Source organism: Spirosoma pollinicola (genome assembly GCF_002831565.1).
Classification (GTDB): Bacteria; Bacteroidota; Bacteroidia; order Cytophagales; family Spirosomataceae; genus Spirosoma; species Spirosoma pollinicola.
In genome coordinates this window covers 733,718-754,138 of the sequence record NZ_CP025096.1, presented here as the reverse complement: position 1 = coordinate 754,138, position 20,421 = coordinate 733,718, and the positions used below count along the sequence as shown (strand labels likewise).

General features: G+C 46.1%; 17 protein-coding genes. 11 read left to right on the top strand and 6 right to left on the bottom strand.

The window, feature by feature from the left end; genetic code table 11:
- Positions 1–175 precede the first annotated feature (175 nt).
- Positions 176–397 carry a VF530 family protein gene (locus CWM47_RS03190; RefSeq protein WP_100993713.1) on the top strand — a complete coding sequence of 74 codons (222 nt, stop codon included), beginning with the start codon at positions 176–178 and terminating at the stop codon, positions 395–397.
- A 99-nt stretch (positions 398–496) separates the two neighbouring features.
- Here CWM47_RS03190 and CWM47_RS03185 read toward each other — a convergent pair whose 3' ends face one another.
- From CWM47_RS03185 to CWM47_RS03175, 3 genes are all read right to left on the bottom strand, one after another.
- On the bottom strand, positions 497–1,729 hold the full coding sequence (locus tag CWM47_RS03185) for a TlpA family protein disulfide reductase (protein WP_100986328.1): 1,233 nt from the start codon (positions 1,727–1,729) through the stop codon (positions 497–499).
- A gap of 88 nt (positions 1,730–1,817) precedes the next feature.
- Positions 1,818–2,582 carry a LytR/AlgR family response regulator transcription factor gene (locus CWM47_RS03180; RefSeq protein WP_100986327.1) on the bottom strand — a complete coding sequence of 255 codons (765 nt, stop codon included), beginning with the start codon at positions 2,580–2,582 and terminating at the stop codon, positions 1,818–1,820.
- Positions 2,579–3,646 carry a sensor histidine kinase gene (locus tag CWM47_RS03175; protein WP_100986326.1) on the bottom strand — a complete coding sequence of 356 codons (1,068 nt, stop codon included), beginning with the start codon at positions 3,644–3,646 and terminating at the stop codon, positions 2,579–2,581. The genes CWM47_RS03180 and CWM47_RS03175 overlap by 4 nt, the downstream gene beginning before the upstream one ends.
- A 254-nt stretch (positions 3,647–3,900) precedes the next feature.
- Between CWM47_RS03175 and CWM47_RS03170 the strand changes: the two genes are divergently transcribed.
- The 10 genes from CWM47_RS03170 (at position 3,901) to CWM47_RS39060 (ending at position 12,339) form a co-directional block, all read left to right on the top strand.
- A complete protein-coding gene (locus CWM47_RS03170; protein WP_100986325.1) occupies positions 3,901–6,513 on the top strand; it encodes an outer membrane beta-barrel protein in 2,613 nt (870 codons plus the stop codon).
- Between the two features lie 112 nt (positions 6,514–6,625).
- Entirely contained in the window at positions 6,626–7,225 is a 600-nt protein-coding gene (locus CWM47_RS03165) for a YceI family protein (protein WP_100986324.1), read from the top strand.
- Positions 7,226–7,431: 206 nt separating this feature from the next.
- Complete coding sequence (locus CWM47_RS03160) at positions 7,432–8,544, top strand: hypothetical protein (protein WP_100986323.1); 1,113 nt, start codon at positions 7,432–7,434, stop codon at positions 8,542–8,544.
- Positions 8,528–9,658: an Ig-like domain-containing protein gene (locus tag CWM47_RS03155; RefSeq protein WP_240625685.1), complete on the top strand. Its 1,131-nt coding sequence runs from the start codon at positions 8,528–8,530 to the stop codon at positions 9,656–9,658. The genes CWM47_RS03160 and CWM47_RS03155 overlap by 17 nt, the downstream gene beginning before the upstream one ends.
- Positions 9,655–10,290 (top strand): Crp/Fnr family transcriptional regulator, encoded by a 636-nt coding sequence (locus CWM47_RS03150; protein WP_100986322.1) that lies wholly within the window; start codon positions 9,655–9,657, stop codon positions 10,288–10,290. Before CWM47_RS03155 ends, CWM47_RS03150 begins: the two co-directional genes overlap by 4 nt.
- Before the next feature lie 138 nt (positions 10,291–10,428).
- Positions 10,429–10,665, top strand: coding sequence for a hypothetical protein (locus CWM47_RS03145; protein WP_100986321.1), 237 nt, complete (start codon positions 10,429–10,431; stop codon positions 10,663–10,665).
- Positions 10,649–10,849, top strand: coding sequence for a DUF6132 family protein (locus CWM47_RS03140; RefSeq protein ID WP_100986320.1), 201 nt, complete (start codon positions 10,649–10,651; stop codon positions 10,847–10,849). The genes CWM47_RS03145 and CWM47_RS03140 overlap by 17 nt, the downstream gene beginning before the upstream one ends.
- A 177-nt stretch (positions 10,850–11,026) precedes the next feature.
- Entirely contained in the window at positions 11,027–11,599 is a 573-nt protein-coding gene (locus tag CWM47_RS03135) for a YeeE/YedE family protein (RefSeq protein WP_100986319.1), read from the top strand.
- A 3-nt stretch (positions 11,600–11,602) separates the two neighbouring features.
- Positions 11,603–12,106 (top strand): DUF6691 family protein, encoded by a 504-nt coding sequence (locus CWM47_RS03130; RefSeq protein WP_100986318.1) that lies wholly within the window; start codon positions 11,603–11,605, stop codon positions 12,104–12,106.
- A 20-nt stretch (positions 12,107–12,126) separates the two neighbouring features.
- Complete coding sequence (locus CWM47_RS39060; RefSeq protein WP_100986317.1) at positions 12,127–12,339, top strand: GDCCVxC domain-containing (seleno)protein; 213 nt, start codon at positions 12,127–12,129, stop codon at positions 12,337–12,339.
- A 100-nt stretch (positions 12,340–12,439) separates the two neighbouring features.
- Here the strand turns inward: CWM47_RS39060 and CWM47_RS03120 are convergent, their stop codons facing one another.
- From CWM47_RS03120 to CWM47_RS03110, 3 genes are all read right to left on the bottom strand, one after another.
- The gene (locus CWM47_RS03120; protein ID WP_100986316.1) at positions 12,440–15,157 is read right to left on the bottom strand and encodes a carboxypeptidase-like regulatory domain-containing protein; all 2,718 of its coding nucleotides are present in this window, start codon (positions 15,155–15,157) and stop codon (positions 12,440–12,442) included.
- Positions 15,158–15,445: 288 nt separating this feature from the next.
- Positions 15,446–18,826: a carbohydrate-binding protein gene (locus CWM47_RS03115; RefSeq protein WP_100986315.1), complete on the bottom strand. Its 3,381-nt coding sequence runs from the start codon at positions 18,824–18,826 to the stop codon at positions 15,446–15,448.
- 560 nt (positions 18,827–19,386) lie between these two features.
- Entirely contained in the window at positions 19,387–20,088 is a 702-nt protein-coding gene (locus tag CWM47_RS03110; RefSeq protein ID WP_100993711.1) for a response regulator transcription factor, read from the bottom strand.
- Positions 20,089–20,421 lie beyond the last annotated feature (333 nt).

Sequence of the window (20,421 nt, the reverse complement as noted above, 5' to 3'; positions counted from 1 at the left end):
TCCGGTATGTCACATTAAACAAAATTTTGTTCTGGCACTAACCGCCTAAGTCATTAATATACAGTGATATTCAGCACCTCTTTTTGGGGGATGTTTGCCAGATCGGAGTTGTTTTATGCAAGAGTCTTATCAATTGTATAATACAGTCGATGGCTTTATTGCCGATTTTTGTAGCATGAACCCACAACCAAATAATCCACTGCACGGAAAAACACTCGAAACGATCCTAAACGAACTGGTTGATCACTATGGATGGGAGCAGTTGGGGCAGAAAATTAAGATTAATTGCTTCGTGAGCAATCCCAGTATTAAATCGAGCCTGACGTTTCTGCGCAAAACCGATTGGGCTCGTAAACAGGTCGAAGAATTATATATGCAGATGTTGGACCGTCACTAAAAGAACACGGGTTTTTATGATCTTTATGATAACAGTTAGATTTGATCATTTTTAATCATAAGGATCATAAAAATCCGTGTTCCATTTGTGTTCTATTAGTTACTCAGCCACCAGCTTTAGTATATCCTGCAGGACGGCATCTGTCTGGCTGGGGCGTTTGGCATTCTCATCAACAACTTTCCCGTTTTTGTTGATCAACAGGTAACGGGGTATGCCCTGTATGCCAAAATATTGCACGACTCTGGATCGCCATCCCCCTTTCGACCAGCCCTGCTCGCCCGTTAGCTGAAGTGTCGCAAAGGCACGTTTCCAAACTTCCTCAGTCTCGTCGATGGATAGGTACAGAAAAACGATCTTCTCTTTTTGTTTCGCTGTCAGGCGTTCCTGAAGCTGTTTGGAAAACGGAAACTCGGCCCGGCAGGGTCCACACCAACTGGCCCATACATCGAGGTACACAACTTTCCCTTTAAAGTCATCGAACGTAATTTGGTCTCCGTTTTGATTAGCAAAGGAAAAAGTATTAGGACTAATTTCTCTCTTTTTAGCAGCTGCCACAATGGGTTCGTCTTTGCGGGCCATCACCTCACCACAACGGGCTTTGACAGCCGTCACATATCTTTCAGCAGCAGGCGTTTTGCTCAATAAATCAAATACTTTTCGAACCGAAGAAGGGGGCGCCTTATCGCAGTTTTCGGCCAGCACCCTGGCCAGCGCATATTGATAAGGTTTCCCTGTCAGGTGTTGACGTGCGTAAGCTGCTTTGTCGGGCAGGCTGGCCTGGATGTCGGTTGGGGTATATTTTACAAAATTCCGGGCTTTAGAATTGAAGTAGGTAACGTAAAAAAACAGGAAGTTCTGGTATGACTCAGCCAGCAATGCCGATTCATCATTTACATTAAGGCTACTCAATTCCTCGACCATAACAGACGGCAGCGACATCAGGCTCGCCTGGGCAGTTTGTGTATTGCCCCGAAGAATAGGGTAGGCTAGCAGCAGATGCCAGAAATTCCAGCGGATGCAGGCTTGGATATACTGTTTAAACTGTTCAGAAAATTGATCAGCCTGTGGATATCCTTCAAAAAAGGCAGACTGCGCTTTTCGGGCGTCGAAAAGGCTCATTTCCCAAGCGTCCAGACCTGTGTTATTGAGTTTGGCATATTGACCGGTAGCGTCAAAATCGGTCTTGAATTTCGCGTTGAAATCGGTCAGAAATGCTTTTTCGGTCGCTGTTGTAAATATAGCGTCGGCCTGCGGCCCCTGATAGATCGACTGTGCGAATACCTGTCCAAGCCCTAAAAGACAGAGCAACAGCGTATAACGGAAAAGTTTCATAGACGGATTCGTGTAAGGAAGTAAACTAATGCATACAACGGGCAAACATCGTTCCAAACCGAAAAATCAGCCAGTGCGGTTTTAATCCTTATAGCCAGCGGCTGATAAACTGCCCAAAAACATCCTTGTACTGGTCACTGACGGGAATCAGGGCTGACCTGATTTGCACAGAGTTACGGGTGAAGGCGTTAATGCTGTTCAACGCGACAATAAACGATCGGTGTACCCGCATAAACTGATTGGATGGTAATTTTTCTTCGAGGGATTTCAGGCTTGTTAACGACAACAGAGGCTTATCAGGGTCGCTTTGTCGATAGAGTTTGACGTAATCTTTAAGTCCCTCAATGTAAAGAATATCCTTGTAGGCAATGCGAACTAACTGGTACTCAACTTTCAAAAATAAGTAATCGTCGACGACCTCGGCTGGGGCAGGTAACTGAACTGCTACCGGTGTACTGTCGACCCGGTGAACCAGATCGAAATACTGACGCGCTTTACTGGCTGCCCGTAAAAACTCTTCGTAATTAAAAGGCTTTAATAAATAATCCAAGGCATCGACGCGAAAACCGTCCAGGGCGAATTGATCGAAAGCCGTTGTGAACACAATGCGGGTCGTGTGTGCGCCCCGATTACTCCGTTCCAGTACACGAGCCAGTTCGAGTCCCGTAAGGTCGGGCATCTGGATATCCAGAAAAATAACATCAACGGCAGGCCCAGACAACAAACCCTGTAAAGCCTCTACAGCACTGCTATATCGACCAGCCAGCTTCAGGAAAGGTGTTTTATCGATAAAAGCACAAACCAGCCCCAATGCGAGTGGTTCATCATCGACGGCAATGCAGGAAAGTGTCATGACAGATCGAGGGTTAGTTTTACCTGATATTCGCCATCGGCAGTATGCTCATTGATTTGTAGGGCATACTGGCCAGGATAAAGCAGGTCGAGCCGTCGGCGGGTGTTCGTTAGTCCAATGCCGTTTCCCGCTTCGAGAGAGGGCGTTTTGTCCAGAAAAAGGGTATTCCGAACATTGAGGAGTAACTGGTTCTGCTGTTGCTGAATAGCAATATGAATCTGGCTCGGATGCAGCGCACTCACCCCATGTTTGAAGGCGTTTTCTACGAAAGGAAGCAGAATCATTGGGGCAATGGGTCTGTCGTTCAGAGGGTTGGGCGGGGTGAGCGTAACAGTAACTTTGTCTGTTAACCGCAGTTGCATAAGCTGAATATAATCATTGACAAACGCCAGTTCTTTGCTCAGTAAAGTTGTACTTGTTTGGGTATCATAAAGCACGTAGCGCATCATGCGAGAGAGCCGGTGAAGGGCTTCACGGGCCGTCTCCACGTCGAGCAACGTAAGGGCATAGATGTTATTCAGTGTATTGAAAAAGAAATGCGGATTGATCTGCGCTCTCAGAAACGACAGTTCAGAGGTCGTTTTGGCTTGTTCCAGCGCCAGCCGGAGATTGGTATCAGTCTGCCATTTCTGCAGCAGTGTAAGGCTAGTGCTGATGCCCAATACCAGCAGCATCGTGAATACATTCGGCTGAATCCAGCCATAAAATTTAGGTTGACCTTTACCGTCCGGATGAAAAGCCCTGTGAATCAGTATTGGTAAGTTGAGCGAGGTTTCAATGCCCCATAGAATTAGCAGTATACAAAGAATGACACCGAGGAGGGTAGTCAGGTAACGGCTGGTTTGATCCTGTAGCAGCAATTTGGGCACCAGAATCTGCGAATTCAGGTAGAATATCCCTACCATCATACTAAAAAAAATACTTTGCCGAACCCAGAATAAAGTGGGCATTCGGATTTCGTTGCTGAAAGACTGGAAGAAAAAAAGCAGATAGCCCAGCAAACCCCAGCCAAGTACATGACTGAGTAGGGTAACATATCGGCGTGGAAATCGGGGAGTAGCCATACTGAGTTGAAACACGACAAGTTTACATCAAATATCAGATATCTCGGCTGTCAATCGTCGGTTAGCCCGAATTTGCCGATAGCGGGGATTATCCAGTCGATAGAATGAGTCGGAACCCCTTCGCTTAACACGATTGTGGTTCTATCGGCAAAAAAGGGCTCTCTATCGACGTTTATACCCCTACGGTCTATTCTATTTTTATGCCTACTGGAATAGGTGTTGCTTTGACCTGTTCATTAGCATGACAACCGACAATGACTAAGCAATTTATACTTCTTTTACTCACGATTGGGCTCTGGAGTGGTTTGACACACACCAAGACTGCATCGGCTCAATTTGGCCCTCCTGGTGGTGGTCCCGGTGGTCCAGGTGGCTTTGGCGGGCAGGACAACGGACGCAAAAAAGCTGAATTTACGGGTGTTACCGAAGATGCGCCAAAAGGAAACGGCAAAGTTTCCGGTATTCTGGTGGATTCAACAACCGGCAAACCGGTTGAGTTTGCAACCATTGCGCTTATCAGCACGAAAACCAATAAGCCCATCGACGGTACGACTACCGATGTTAAAGGGCACTTCACGCTGGGTAAGCTGGCTCCGGGCGATTTTCGCCTTCAATACTCATTTATTGGCTATAAAAACAAAGACTCACAACCGTTCACCGTTGTCAAGGGAACCGACCTGAATATGGGCTCGGTCAAAATTCCGGCCGATATTCGGCTGCTGGGCGAAGTGACCGTAACGGGGCAGGCCGCGCTTATCGAGGAAAAAGTTGATCGGCTCGTTTTCAACGCCGATAAAGACATGACAGCCAAAGGGGGCGATGCGTCCGATGTGCTGAAGCGCGTGCCGATGCTGTCGGTCGATCTGGATGGGAACGTTAGCCTGCGGGGCAGCCAGAATATTCGGGTGTTGATTAACAACAAGCCGTCTACGATTGTGGCGGCCAACGTAGCCGACGCGCTGAAACAACTGCCCGCCGACATGATTAAATCGGTGGAGGTGATCACCAGCCCATCGGCCAAGTACGACGCCGAAGGTGCCGCCGGTATTATCAACATCGTGACCAAGAAAAATACACTGCACGGCCTGACACTCAACGTCGATGCGGGCGTTGGCCTTCGTGCCTCCAACCTGGGTTTAAATGGATCGTATCGGCAGGGTAAACTCGGCATTACCCTTGGTGGTTTTGGACGGGCCATGTACAACCGAGCCTCCTCTACGCTAGATCAAACAACAATGACAGGAACAACTGCCCTGCGTACCAGCCAAATAGGTACAGCTTTCGACAAGCCAATTTTTGGCCAGTACACCATGGGGTTCGACTACGACCTGGCGAAAAACCAGTCGCTGTCGGCCAACATTCGGTACGGCAGCCGGAATTTCATTCAACAGCAAACGCAGTTAACCAATACCTATGCCAACGAAGCGCTGTTGAGCATGACCAACCGGGATGTGAATCGAAAAGACCTTTCCAATTCGGTCGATATGAACCTCGATTATATCCGCACCTTCAAGCCTCAACAGGAGTGGAGTATCTCGACGCAGTTCAGCCGTACGGGATTGACGAATAATTTTTATGCGGATATATTAGGGCAAACAGGCGAATTGACGGGTCGTCAGCGGAATCTGAACAATAACACGAACCAAGAACTAACGTTTCAAACCGATTACCAGACACCCCTTCGTAAAAACCAATTGCTGGAATTTGGCGGGAAAGCCATCATGCGGCAGGTGGACAGCCATTATCAGTATCAGGTAGCGGGCAGCACCGGAGAGTTAGTTTTCGATCCAACGAATCCATCGGGATCACTTGCCTACAGCCAGAATATCGCTGCGGGCTATATATCCTATACCTACGTAACGCCAAGTAAATTCACCTTTAAGGTGGGTACACGCTATGAGCGAACAACCATTTCGGCTAAGGCAAATGAGACAACTCCGTTGGCTATTCCGAATTATGGCAATCTGGTGCCGAGTATCAACGTGTCAAAAACGCTGAACAAAAGCACCCTGAAAGCTGCCTACAACCGCCGGATTCAACGGCCGGGTTTGCAACAGTTGAACCCGAACCCGAATGCGGCTAACCCGCAGAATATCAACGTGGGGAATCCAACACTGAGCCCCGAACTAACCGATAATATGGAACTGAGCATTAGCTCAACCATCAAGAAAACCTACCTGAATGCGGCAGTATTTGGCCGATTGACCAATAACGCCATCAGCCAGATCCGAATTCCTGCTGATACACTGTCGGGCTTCCCATCGGGCAGTATCATTACAACCTTCCAGAATATTGGTATTCAGCGGACAGTTGGGGCCAATGTGTTCTTTAATACCAGCATAACATCGAAATGGAGTGTTAATGGAGGTATTGATGGCTACTACATGTACATGCAGGGATTGACGCCGGGCGCGGATGGCAAGTCGATTACGATCAGCAATTCCGGGGTTAGCATAGGCGGACGTTTGATGAGCCAATTACAGTTGGATAAAGGCTGGAGCGCTCAGGTATTCAGCTTCTTCCGGGGACCAAATCCACAGTTACAGGGCACGATGGGGAGTTTTTACATGTACTCGGTGGGAGTTAGAAAAGACATTGCCAATAAGCGCGGCAGTATCGGCCTGGCGGCCGAGAACTTCGCCGGGAATGGTGTAACCATGCGCACAACCCTAAACTCTCCGTTGCTGACGCAGGTGAATGTTAATCATCTGTATAACTCAAATGTTAAACTAACATTCTCATACCGCATCGGTAAAATGACTTTTGAAGAACAGCGTCGGAAGGCAAAGTCGGTGAGTAACGACGACGTGAAAGGCGAGGGCGGTGGCGATCAACAGGCCGCGCCACCGGCTGCCCGACCAAGATAAGTTTAGTAAGCCATGTATTGAACTAGGTCAGCAGACTAGTCTAATACGTACCCTTCTTTTTAATCCGTTTAATTCAGTTTCCTTTTTCATTCACTTAACTATCTATTTACGCATGAAAACATTATTTGTAGCCATTGTAAGCCTGTTCACATTATCTGCAACCTACGCCCAGACATGGTCGGTCGACAAAGCCCACTCGCGGGTTGGGTTTACCCTTACCCACAATTTACTGTCGGATGTTGATGGTAACTTCAAAACATTCGATGCCAAAATCACCTCGTCCAAAGCGGATTTATCAGATGCAGTTTTCGAACTTTCTGCTGATGTAAACAGCATCAATACTGACAACGAACGTCGGGATGGACACCTCAAAAGCCCTGATTTTTTTGATGCTGCCAAATTTCCAGCGTTGACATTCAAGAGCACATCGTTTAAAAAAGTCGAAGGAAAGCAATACAAACTAGTTGGCGACTTGACCATGCACGGCGTAACGAAACCAGTTACCCTGAATGTTGTTATGGCTGGTCCGGTAGCGATGAAAGGTATGGGTGGTAAAGAACAGGAAAAAGCTGGTTTTAAAGCGAGCGGTACAATTAAGCGGTCTGACTTCAGCGTGGGTACAATCCCGGTTGTGGTTGTCAGCGATGAGATCGAACTTAAAGTTAATGGCGAGTTTACCAGGCAGGATGCCGCATTAGCAGAAAAGAAGTAACTAACCAACCGATTTATAATCCCCTGACTGATGTATTATCCGGTTAGGGGATTTATTGTTTTTTAGTCCTACAGCCCATATGTAAATAAATGGCTAGCCGGTACAGGGATAGTTAAAAATCCGATCGAAACAGATTGAAAAATAGGGGGTTATGTGTACATTGCCTCTCTAGTCAACGGATTCATGAAACACTAATTTTTACAAACATGAAAAAAGCTTATTCAATACTCGCGGTTGCTTTAGCCGGGCTTATTCTGCTGGCGACAACTACCCGCCCCATTAAAAATCAGTATGGGTTTGTTACGGGGAAACCCGCCATTAAATCCATAAATGCATTGACGTTCGGCCCTGACGGAGTTCTGTTTATTGGCGATGGATTGAGCGCTACGGTTTTTGCCATTGATACTAAAGACGCCGTACAGGTCGAAAAATCGGCACCGGTTGAGATCAAAAATATTGATCAGAAAATTGCGGCCCTTTTAGGAACAGAGGTTAAGAATATAACGATTCAGGATATTGCGGTAAATCCGAGATCGAAAAATGTCTATTGCGCCGTTCAACATAGTGATGGCACCCCGGTTTTACTCAAAATTGAGGGGAACAAAATTACCGCTGTTTCGCTGGATGCCATTCCCTTCTCGACCCTCGCGCTGACCAATGCGCCTGCTGAAGACGCCAAAGATCGGCGGGGTGAATCCTTACGCATAGCGGCTATTTCCGACATGGGCTATGCCAATGGAAAAGTTATGGTAAGTGGCTTATCGAATCAGGAATTTGGCTCGACTTTCCGGAGTATTCCGTTCCCCTTTACGAACGCTCAGGATCAGGCATCGCTCGAAATTTACCATGCAGCCCACGGCAAATACGAAACGATGGCCCCCATCAAGACCTTTACAACAACCGTAATAAACGGCAAAAAATACCTGTTGGCCAGCTATACCTGCACACCATTGGTATTGTTCCCGCTCGATGAGTTGAAAGCCGGAAGCCATGTGAAAGGCCGGACTGTTGCCGAGATGGGAAGTGGAAACCAACCGCTGGACATGGTCACGATGAAGAAAGGAGACGAATCCTTTCTGGTCATGTCGAACTCAAGCCGCCCGGTCTTCAAGGTGCGCTTCAAGAATCTGGAAGCATATCAGGGTTCGCTCACGACGCCCGTAGTAGAAAACTTTGCTACGGCTGGTGTGGATTTTGTGTCTTTGCCCCTGACAAACGTAATTCAGCTTGACAAACTGGACGACAGCCGCATGGTCTTGTTACAACGTCGCTCGGATGGTAGTTTAGATTTATGGACTTCAAATGACCGATACCTATAAGAGTCTATCGCTCGAAAAAATCAGGTCGTGCGCGTCGTACGGCCTGATTTTTTTTGTCTACCTCCTAACCGTCGCCTGCTCATCGCCAGAGGAAACGGGGATCAAAATTCGTTGGCATGAAAAACGAGCGGTTGCCCTGTCTATTCCCGGTCAGCTTTTAGGCCCGATTTCGGCCAATTCTATGGGTCAACAGCTTTCGGTTCGTTTAGCCAACAGAGAGACGGCAATACTGGGGAGCTTTCGGCAGGAAAGCGACGAAGTCATTTTCACACCACTAATCCCTTTTACGCGCGGGCTACAGTATAGTGTGTGGTTGAACGGCAAACGAGTGGGTGATACGAGCATTCCGACACTTGAGGCTGATGACAAACCAGAATTGCTGGCCATCTATCCGTTGCAGGATTCTCTACCCGAAAACCAACTGAAGATCTACCTGTATTTTTCCCGACCCATGCGGGAAGGGCAATCACAGAAGTACGTTTCCTTAGTAAAAAATGAAGCTGATACGCTGCCCGGCGTCTTTTTGAATCTCCAGCCTGAACTTTGGAATGCAGAACGTACGATACTTACGCTCTGGCTGGACCCTGGCCGAATCAAACGCGATTTGCAGCCAAATAAAAAACTTGGCACTCCTTTACAGGCGGGCAATCACTACCAGATTGTTGTTTCTGACGCCTGGCCTGATCAACAGGGGGCAACTTTAAGGAAATCTACAACAAAAGTATTCGTGACAACTGCAAGGGATAGCCTGTCGCCAAAGCCTGTAAAATGGAAAGTACATGCTCCGTTAAACAGGCTAAAACCGCTTGACGTATCCTTTGGTGAGCCCTTTGATCATGGTATGTTGACCGAAACGCTGCATGTATTTACCGAAAAGGGGAGCGTTGTTAAAGGTAAATGGCAACTGCAAGATGAAGAAAGGAAGGCTAACTTTACACCCGCCGGGGGCTGGACGTCAGGAACCTACATATTGCGAATTGAGAGTAGGTTGGAGGACTTGGCGGGTAATAACCTGAATCGTCCTTTCGACCGCGATTTAACCCGAAACGATGGTAGCCTGACAGCGGAACCATTTATAGACATCCACTTTTCTGTTCTTAATACACCACCGTGAACATCACAACCGATTATTTACAAAAAATACTGACGGGAAAATTTGAATTAGCCCTGTTGGATGAACTGATCAAATACGGGCAATACAAGAAAGTGCCGATGGGTGCCTATTTGATTCGGCCCGGTGAATACATCCGATCTGTGCCATTTATCCTGAATGGGTCGGTAAAAATTATGCGACCTGATAAAGAAGGTCGGGAAGCGCTCTTGTATTATTTGGGAGAACTCGACACCTGTGCTATGTCCCTAACCTGCTGTCTGGGGAGTAAACAGAGCGAAATTACGGCCGTGGTTGAGGAAGAAACAGAACTCATTGCCATTCCGGTTGAGAAGATTGACGAATGGATATGCCGTTTCTCGTCCTGGAAACAGTTTGTCTTTCAAACCTACCAAAAACGATTCGACAACCTGCTGGCAACTATTGACGAGGTCATCTTTCATAAGCTGGATGAGCGCTTATTGACTTATCTGCACAAGAAAGTCGAAAGTTGCCAGTGTCGTAAACTGACAATTACTCACGAGGAGATTGCTCAGGAAATGGCAACATCCCGTGAAGTTATTTCCCGGCTGCTCAAGCAACTGGAGAAGGAGGGAAAAATTCAACTCATGCGGAACAAAATCGAAATGCTTTAACGCCTGAAGCCTCTGTAACTTTAGTCACAGAAAGGTATGTTGAGGCAGGCTACTTTTACCCACTACTTATCTCTACTTATGGAATCAGGACATGAAAATCATCAATGAGGAGATAGTAAAAAATTGTTTATATACCCTATGAAAGCATTACTCGAACCCTGGGGCTTTATGCGTATTCTTCGCCTGTTTATGGGCGGTATTATACTGTATCAGTCGTTTATGAACCACCAGCCATTGATAGGGTTGCTGGGTGGTTTTTTCGTGCTGCAGGTACTCCTGAATACCGGTTGTGGAGCTGGCGGATGCAGCCCTAAAATTGGGAAAATGAAAGAGGATTCTCGTGTAGACGAAATTGACTATGAAGAGGTTAAGTAATTACAAGTGGGGTATTTTGGGGGCGCTGGCAGGTGCCGTTATCGCATTTTTCTATTGGAAAGAGATTGGCTGTGTTTCAGGAACCTGCCCCATTAAATCCAACTGGCAAACCATGATTCCCTACGGCATGTTAATGGGCTATCTGGTAGCCGATCTGGCCGCTTCATTCTCGAAACAGACGTGAAGACGTTGTATCGTTTTTATTGATGATGGGTAAAGCCCTGTACCGTGAGTTGATTTTGGAACTGATGAGGTAGCATTGAAAGTTAATATACTTACCAATCAGCGAGTCTTTTGGATAAAGCAAAAAAGAAAACACAGTATCCAAAAAACCAACCGATAATCAGTTCTAAAATTTTATATGTCCTTTCTTGAAATCATCCGTCAACCCTGGCCCTGGTATGTTGCCGGACCACTTATTGGATTGACCGTACCGACGCTGTTGCTGATCGGTAATAAATCGTTTGGTATTTCTTCGTCATTACGGCATATCTGTGCCGCTTGCCTGCCGCTGAATATCTCCTATTTTAATTACAACTGGAAGCGCGAAGCGTGGAATCTTTTTTTTGTGACAGGTATATTATTAGGGGGTTTTCTGGCGACTCATTTTCTGCAAAACCCTAATCAAATCGAGGTCGCTCCAGCTACAGTAAGTGCCTTAAAAGCGTTTGGTATTCAGGATTTTTCAGGACTGATGCCCGCTGATTTGTTCGCTCCGGCCAATATTTTCACACGTAAGGGATTGTTTTTCTTCGTGATCGGAGGTTTCCTTGTCGGATTTGGTACCCGTTGGGCGGGCGGTTGCACATCGGGCCACTCGATTATGGGAATATCGAATCTGCAATGGCCATCGCTACTGGCTACCATCTGTTTCATGATTGGTGGATTCGTGATGACGCACCTGCTGCTTCCGCTCATTTTTAAACTTGTCTGATCTATGTCAAACTTAACAGGTAAATCAGATTCCGGGGTGGACGAACAACCGTTTGTTTGCGACGCGCCCAACGAAATGAAGAAAGCCGAAAGCTGGTCAGGCAACCTGAAATACATGCTGGTGGGCGTAGCTTTTGGCGTAGTGTTTGTGAAGGCCGAAATCATTTCGTGGTTTCGTATACAGGAAATGTTTCGTTTCGATTCCTTTCATATGTATGGGGTTATCGGAAGTGCAATCGCCGTGGGTATGCTCTCGATATTTATGATCAAGCGATTCAATATCAAAACCTTGCAGGGAGAAACGGTTGTGATTGCGCCGAAAAAATTCCATAAAGGGCAAATCTACGGCGGGTTGCTTTTTGGGCTTGGCTGGGCAATTACCGGGGCTTGTCCGGGGCCTTTATTTGCTCAAATTGGCAGTGGCTATCTCGTAGTGCTGATTACGCTACTGAGTGCTGTGGCGGGTACCTGGTTGTACGGCTATTTTGAAAAGCAATTACCCGATTGACTCATTTATGGCATTAATCAATGAGCACAATTCTTACTAGCTCTATCCTTACCTGTCCGGTTTGCAAAGCCAGCCATACAGAAAATATGCCCACAGACGCCTGTATGTATTTCTATGAGTGCCAATCCTGTCATAGCGTTCTCAGGCCTATTAACGGCGATTGCTGTGTATTTTGTAGCTACGGTACTGTGCCCTGCCCTCCGAAGCAGGTTTCGGGCGCGACCTGTTGCTGACATGGCAAAAGCGTTGGACATACCGCGTTCATGCCTAAGGTACAGATGGTTCAACGCTGGAAATAGAAAGAGCTGAGCTTTTTTTTCAATGCTCTGCTAGTCAGTTTATTACACTGATTCTGGCCTCTGATCGGATCGCATTACCTTTGTTGGTAATACCCTCTACAACCACGCGGTAAGTGCCTGTCTGGTCGGATGTGAAAAAGGAAAGCGCAGCAGAAGGCAGGGTAGAGGTTAGATTAATACGGGGATTCCAGTATAATGTTGAGCGATAATCCTGGATGTCGGTAGTAGGTGTCAAACGCTCATAATTGACAGAAATGAAGGGCACTTCACGATCGAATCCCCGAACTTTTAGGACCGATAAGGGCTTCGAATTGACTTCTGAAGTTCGTTTGGTGAATACATTGATAAGGCCGCTTGAGCCGTTTGCCCCCTGATTGGACGTTATCATTCCGTTCAATTCTATATGGTCGATGAGACTTGGGTTTAACTGCATCAGCCTGTCGCCTGTGGTTTCCCCAACTACCAGTACATTATTGACATACAAAGTAGGCTCATGCGAAGCCAGCGAAGAGCCAGTGCGTATATCGGTGCTGGTTGGCACACTGGCTCTGGCCCAGATCAGATACCAGTTCGTTTGATCATAAATTAGTTTATACGAAGGCAATTTAGCCGCAATGGCTTCGGCAATGGTAGCATAACTTTCTATGCTTTCTCCTGTAATTATCTGGTCGGGTTGCCCATACGAACTTTCATACTTGACTATTTTCTTTGCCGATACCGTAACGGCCTCCAGTATTTTTGCCTGAAGGCTGTCCAGTGAATAAACAACATGGGGTGTTTTTAGGGGTGTCTGCGGTAACGAAAATGCCGGTAAGTTTTCGGGTAATTCGGGTACATCATTCCCGAATAGTCGAATCTTGCCATCTGCTGGCTGAACAACAAATTTTGTACTATCGTAGATGGATAAATTTGTCAATGAGAATTGGCCAACAGATCCTGTAGTTACCGGATAAATACCGCCAAGATTTTCGGGTAGTAACGTGAATGTTGTTTTCTTTCCTTTCCCTTTTTTATCCTGGTAAACACCCTGAATGGTAATGCCGGTTTCGATAGGAAAGTTGAGTTGAGGGGGTGTGTTTTGCGATAAATCAGGTAATTCAAAATTGCTTTTTATGGATGTTGATTCGCCGAACGGGCTGGCGACTGTTTCATCAACTACCGATACCGAAAAAGTGCCTTTCATTATATCAGTTTGCTCAGTTGAATCAAGGCTGAAAACCATATTTACTTTGTCTCTTTTTTTATAAATATCTTTATCAAATGAAATTTTTAGTACAGCATCTGAAATAGCTTTAGACGAAGTGGAAACGACACCCTGATCAAGCGGTAGAATGCTAATTGGTTTATAAAAAAACTGGTCTATTCCGTAGTTTCTCATCCACTGCGTATAGGCTCTCAGAATATAATTACCGGGGGCTATTGTTGTGGGTAGTTTGAACGCACTGGCCGACCTTCCGCTATCGAGTTTAAGGATAAGTTGCTTGCTCGTTTTTCGAGACACGTTAATTAAGTCTACATAAAGTACTTTACTAAGTGTATCCATCAAACCGGGCGTTCGGTAGGTCATGTAGGCACTGAACCAGATATTGTCGCCAGGGTAGTAATAGGGCTTGTCGGTGTGCAGGTATACTTTTTCCTGTAGCTTTTTTGCCAATAAGCTGGTTGGAGACTGGATAACGATTCGGCTACCCGGTTTGTAATCGAGCGGCAGCATACTGGCAACACGAGCATCGGCCATCGTGCCCGCTATGATGACCTGGGTTGGGTTGAGCAGGGTGCCTTCTTTGTTGACCAGCACATAGCCATTTGTTGCATCGAGCCAGCTAACAGGATTGGGCAAGTCTGTATAAAAACTGGTTTGCGTAAAGTCATTTGTATAAATCACTTCCATTTTTTCTTTCATGGAAATTCGGTATTCATTTACGCTTGAACTGGCCGTAACGATGGCCGTTGTATCATAAGGAATAAGGTTTTGCTGAAGATCAATAGTAAAGTTCGTGTTATGGAGTTTTCCGTTTATTTTATCCCGATATACTGAAAAACCCTGTCTGGCTATTTGTTTATCGAGTATTGATTTCATTAAATGCTTTACAGACCCACGATAAGCCTGTTCCCGATTTTTCGTCCAGCTTAAAGCTGTTGATGCATCGGCGGTTTCTAATTCTGTGAACCGTACATCACCTACAATGAAAAAACCAGTGCTGGAGGAGCCAAATTTTTTCAATTGGAAGAAGAGTTTATAGCCTAGCAGACGGTTTTCAATTTCCAGCGGAAGCGATGCGTTGGCCGTAATGGAATTAGCTTCTTCTGTAAAATTCAATACCCACGAATTAAGAATTTTGCAACTGGACGTATTGCCCAGAAAAACCCGCTCGAAACGCCTAAGTTGTTTTTCCCAGGCTTTATCCCGACCCGCTTTTACCTGTACTTCTGATACCTGTTGCGCATCAGGAGTTAGCTGAATAGTGATTGTACTAATGGTCTTTTCACTTACAATAATCTTTTGCTTTTGCGGAATATAGCCAAGAAATGAGAAGACGATTTCGGTGGTGCCAACGGGCAGGTTAACCAGCGTAAATTCACCGGATGCATTGGCCGACGTACCAATGGTTGTATTGTTTATGTACACGTTGGTGAAGGGGAGTGGCTGTAGCGTCTTCGCATCGAGTACGCGACCCGAAAGTTTACCTGTTTGCCCAAATAGACAGGTGGCAATGCCAGCGAATAGAAAAATTAACGTACACAGCTTCATATCAGAACAATTTCCCTAGAGAAATATACGCCAATTTCCAGCGAATCGGACGATTGACCCATCTTGCAGAATTTAATTTTGCCTGCATGAGCCAATTTGAAGTTTCGATAGTGTTCTACCTAACTAAACTGTTTTAACCACAGAGACACAAAGAGCACAGAGATTCAGGGGTTACTCTTCACCCTAAAACCTCTGTGCTCTTTGTGTCTCTGTGGTTAAAAAACCTTATTGTAATAGAATAGCAGGTGGTTGAAAAAAGGAGTCTGAGAAGGGCTATTCGAAGGAACGCTAGTTCTCCTTCACCAGTTTACGGAATTCACGTTCCATTCCCTGTTTAAATTCAATGATATAGGTCCCCATTGGCAACTCAGACAGGTCGACGGAATGTGACATAATCTGATCGTTTTTCTGGATAGTTAATTGCTTATGCAGCCTACCCAAGTTCGCATCGAAGAGCGTCAACTCCAGATCGGCCAAACTCTTATTATTGACGGTAACCGTAAAACTGTTCGACGCCGGGTTAGGATAAACGGTTAGGGCTGTGTGCAGGCTTGGGTTTTCTGCACTTTCAGGGAGTTCAGTGGCTTCGCGCGCTCCTGAAACCGGTACAGCCATAACAAACAGGGGTGTTTCTGTTGCGGTGAGGGTGATTTTACCACCTGAAATGGGCACCTCTTCCACAGCCATGTCATCAGCACCCGATTTCGGGCGGTAGATTCGGGCGGTTGATCCTGTCGGTAAGCTGAGGGTATAAGGGGCTGTTCGGCCTTTCTCATCAGGGACTACGATGGCATAAACTGACTTGCCATTGGCTTCATAACGATCAACAATGGGGTCCTTATTAATCGTTTCCTTGTACACATAGTCGCCAAACAGTTTCGCGGTTTGATACATATAATCGGCAGCGGGTCGGCGGGCCAGCGTTGGACTTGACTCAACCAAACCGGATGAACCAAAGCGACCACCAGCCGAATTGTCGTCATACATCTCATAATAAAACAGCTTTTCTATGCCTAAGCGGGCACTAAACAGGCACATGCGTAAAATCCAGTCGCCCTGGGTTTGCAAGGCCGTTTTGGTACCAATCGGAATGGCTTTTAACGGGCTGGTCTGTGCCACGTCATAGCCTGCTTCGGTAATCCAGACGGGCATATCATAGGCATAATCGTGGGCCATTTGTACGAACGACGTTAGTCTCAAATTGTCCGTTGTTACCTCCGGGGCTGCACCCCGGGTTGCCGAGCCTGTTTGCGACAGACTGGCATCGTCTGTTACATATATGTGAAAGTTAATGATGTCCCAGCATAAATTAACGGTGCCATCAGGCTTATACCCCCGAAATTCCCTGCACCAGTCGATCATAGCCCGCACATATTCCGGGCCGCTTACCAGGCCTGCAATCACAACTTTCATGGTGGGATCGGCATTTCTCACCCCAACGCCCGGTCCCATTGTATTTTTATGGCCATCGTAAAACGCCGATAAATTGGCTGCGTACTCCCGGGCCGTCTGGTAGCCTTTGCGGCCTTTCCACCACTTGTCGCGTTCGTTATCACATTCGATATACTTGATTAATCCCAGACCGATTTTAATGGTATTGACCCGGTCGTTTGTCCATCGGGGTGTCTGGTTAACGCTCAATAAAGCCGGGTTTACGGCGGTGTTTCGGCCATAACGGGCTGCATACTGAAAACCGACTTTGGCCTGTTCGATATATGACAGCGGATTGGCGAAATCTTTCCCGTATCGAACCGGCACATTCTCGTAATCTCGCTGATCGGTGGGATAAGTGTCGACCATATACGTAGGTAGTGTTTTCAGGCAGGCCAGAACATCTATATTGGCGTCTTTGCACCGCTGGTACATCGCATCGTAATCCCAGCCACCCGAAATAGTTGGATTATAGGAATACACACCCGGCGCTGATTCGAGTTTGCTCCAATCCATATAATGCCGAATACCGGCAAAGCTTTTGACCATGTTCATCTTCGGCTCATTGATCTGCCAGGGCGAATTTCCATCCTCAAAATTCCACTCGAAGGCGTTGACTCCGAACATATCCCGTAGCTTAATGGCTTTTTTCGGAATGGGCGTTGCTACTGCGGTAGGAGGGGTATAGGAGCCATACAACTCCATTTCTGTGGGCATACCGCTCTGGATGGTCAATACCAGATACCGGATATTGGAAACCGAAGCATCCAGTTTAAACAACGCATTTCCTGCCAGTGTACGGCCGGGATAAGGGCCTACCCAGCCGTTATAAATCTCCCCGGTGAAGGTCGCAATAGGAATTCGCTGCCACGTATCGGTAATGACCGACAGGGTCATTGGTTTATCTTTGAAAATACCCTCGAAGTCGAAGAACTTAATGCTTTCTAGGGTCATTTTTTCGCCGTTGAGCAGGGGGTAATAGGCGTCATAGTTGTCCAGCACTTTTCCCCAGCCCGTCAGAACATTTACGTTGGTTACCCCATCAAACAGTTGATCCAGACCGTAGGTGGCATTCGTTAGCTGATACCACCGCTTGGGGTCGAGGGTAATTTTGCTGCCCAGCACCACAGAGGGAACGGCCTGAACAACCTGCGTACGGGTCACATTGTCGGCGGCTGCATAGGTTGTGCTGGCCACCTGCGAGGCCGTAATTGTAGCCGAGCCCACCGCAAGGGGCGTTGCTTTCCATACCCCATTGGTGTTCGAAACCGAAACAATCTGTGGATTGGATGAGGTAAACGTAATGGGCGTTTGAGTGTTTGTACTTGTAGCTGCCAGATTGAATGAGGCATCGCCCGCCGTTTTAGCAGCTAAATCCGCAAACGTGAGAACTGGTTTAGGCAATGGAGGAGCGGGCCGTACAACTTCGAACCAGTTGAAGTTAAACGCACCTCGGACGGCAACTATCCGCAACAACTGGTTTCCCGCTGACAGATTGGTTGTCAGGCTAACCGTTGTCCAGTTTTGCCAGCCATATGTTCGGGGAATGCCTACCTGACCCAGCGTGGCACCGGCGGAATTTCTGAACTCGATCAGTCCGTTGCCGTAGTTGTTGGCCACTCGAAAATTGACTGTATATGTGCCTGCCGTGGCAAGGTTAACATTAAAGTCCAGCCAATCGCCATCGTCGATATTGCCCATATCCTGCCCACCGTCAATATCGAGCGTGGTTTCGGGGCGAACATCGTTAATAGCGTCATAGTCTTCTGCCTGAATCCGGCCCGGCAATGCTTTGGGTCCCCGCACATTGAACCAGTTGATACTAAAAACGCCTTTCAGAGCAAACAATCGGAGGGTCTGCGTACCGGCAGGAAGCAAGGCGGTTACGCCTACAGTTTTCCAGCTCTGCATACCCCCCGTGCGCGGCACAAGAATCTGGGCGAATACGGTTCCGTTGGCCGCTCTCAACTGTAGCGTGGCATTATCGCTAAAGCCGTTTGCCAGCCGAAAGTTGAATGTATAGTACCCGGCAACTGGGGCCTGAACGGCATAATCCATCCAGCCGTTGTCGGCAATCCAGCCAACATCCATACCTCCATCAGTATCGGCTGTTATTTCTGTACTTACGCCCTGTTTGGCTATAAAACTCTCTGCCTCAAACTTCCCGACAAGGACTCGTTGCCCATAGCTGGGTAAGAAAAAAGCTATCAGTAGAATAGAAAATAGACTTTTAATCATACAGGTTACGGTGAAGGGTTTGTTACTTAAACTGTAAAATTATAACAAATTATCTACCTATTTTTCAATTTAATGGTATATTTATGTATTTAAAATTTATTATATTGGTTTAAAAATTGTTTAGTTCTTTTACTAACTATTCTTTTGATGAGAAAATCAATGCGATGAATTTGATTATCAAGTAATTGGTGAAACAGGTAATTTAACTGTCAATAAGCAGTTACTTAAACTTTAGGCAGAATCGCCTTCTGGGAGAGTTCTACGTAGACTATAGCACACTTCCCGAAAATCAAGCTATAACAATCTCAAGTGCCTTACTTAGTGTAATGCATCATCTTAAATAGGATTTGCTTGGCTCACCGAGTCAACGTGTTAAATTAGGGCGCTAAGTAAAATTTTATCCACAGAGGCACAAAGGGCACAGAGATCTAATAATCCGATAGTCGACTATCGGATTATTAGATCTCTGTGCCCTTTGTGCCTCTGTGGATAAAATTTACTTTTATTCCTGCGTGAATAGTTTAGGGATTTTTTCACACAGACTGTAGACCAGTAAAAATTCAGACATTTGTATATTCTTTCATTACAAAACCAATTCCCTTTCTGGTGTGAATTAGTTTTATATCGTGATCCTTGTCAATTTTTTTACGTAACGAATTAATATATACATTAAGCAGATTGGCACCTGCATCGATAGGCATATCCCATACATTCTCTGCGATTTCTTCGCGGCTCAGTACCGTTCCCTGATTGCGCAAGAAATACTCCAGAATAGCAAACTCACGGGGTGTCACACTGATCTGTTTATTACCGGCCCGATTTACAGTCTTTGTTCGTAAATCCAGTGTTAAGTCGGCCATTGTTAACAGTGTTGACTCACCTAAACCAGGCTCATAGGATTGATAACTGCGCTTGATACTAGCTTTAATCCGGACCAGCAACTCCCTGAACTCAAAAGGCTTGACAATATAGTCATCCGACCCGGCGTCAAAACCGGCCAGTTTATGTTCAATCGTTCCGTAAGTGGTAAGGATAATTATTGGGAGCTGATGATTATGAGCGCGGATGTCACGACATAGCTCATAGCCGCTCATATCTGACAAATTAGTTTCCAGTATAACCAGATTGACACCACCAAACTCGACCTGCTTACGAGCGGTGGCCCCATCCAGCGCTATGGATACTCTAAAGCCATACTCTTTAAGGCTGTGTTTTAGAGAGTATGCCAGTTTTATATCTTCATCAACAATTAAAATTCGCATGATCATAACGTTTAAGCACTGCCAAATTACTCAACTTAAGCCTTTCATTTAAACCTATTAAAAAGTTCTAATCCACTTTTAATATTGATTTCATGGGCCTTTAATTTGGCCTTATTAAGACTGATCTTTTAACAATTTATTGTTAAAATAGTACAATGTAAATGATATGAAATTTGCGAAAACATGTATAATCCCCGGTATTATCCTATAAATCTAATTGTTTAAAGAATTTCTAATCGGTCCTTAAGTTTTTTTTAATGTACCCCGCCTATGGGTAAAATACCTTTGTATTAATAAATCCTAAGCCCATTGGCGACTAAGCTCTTCGACTTC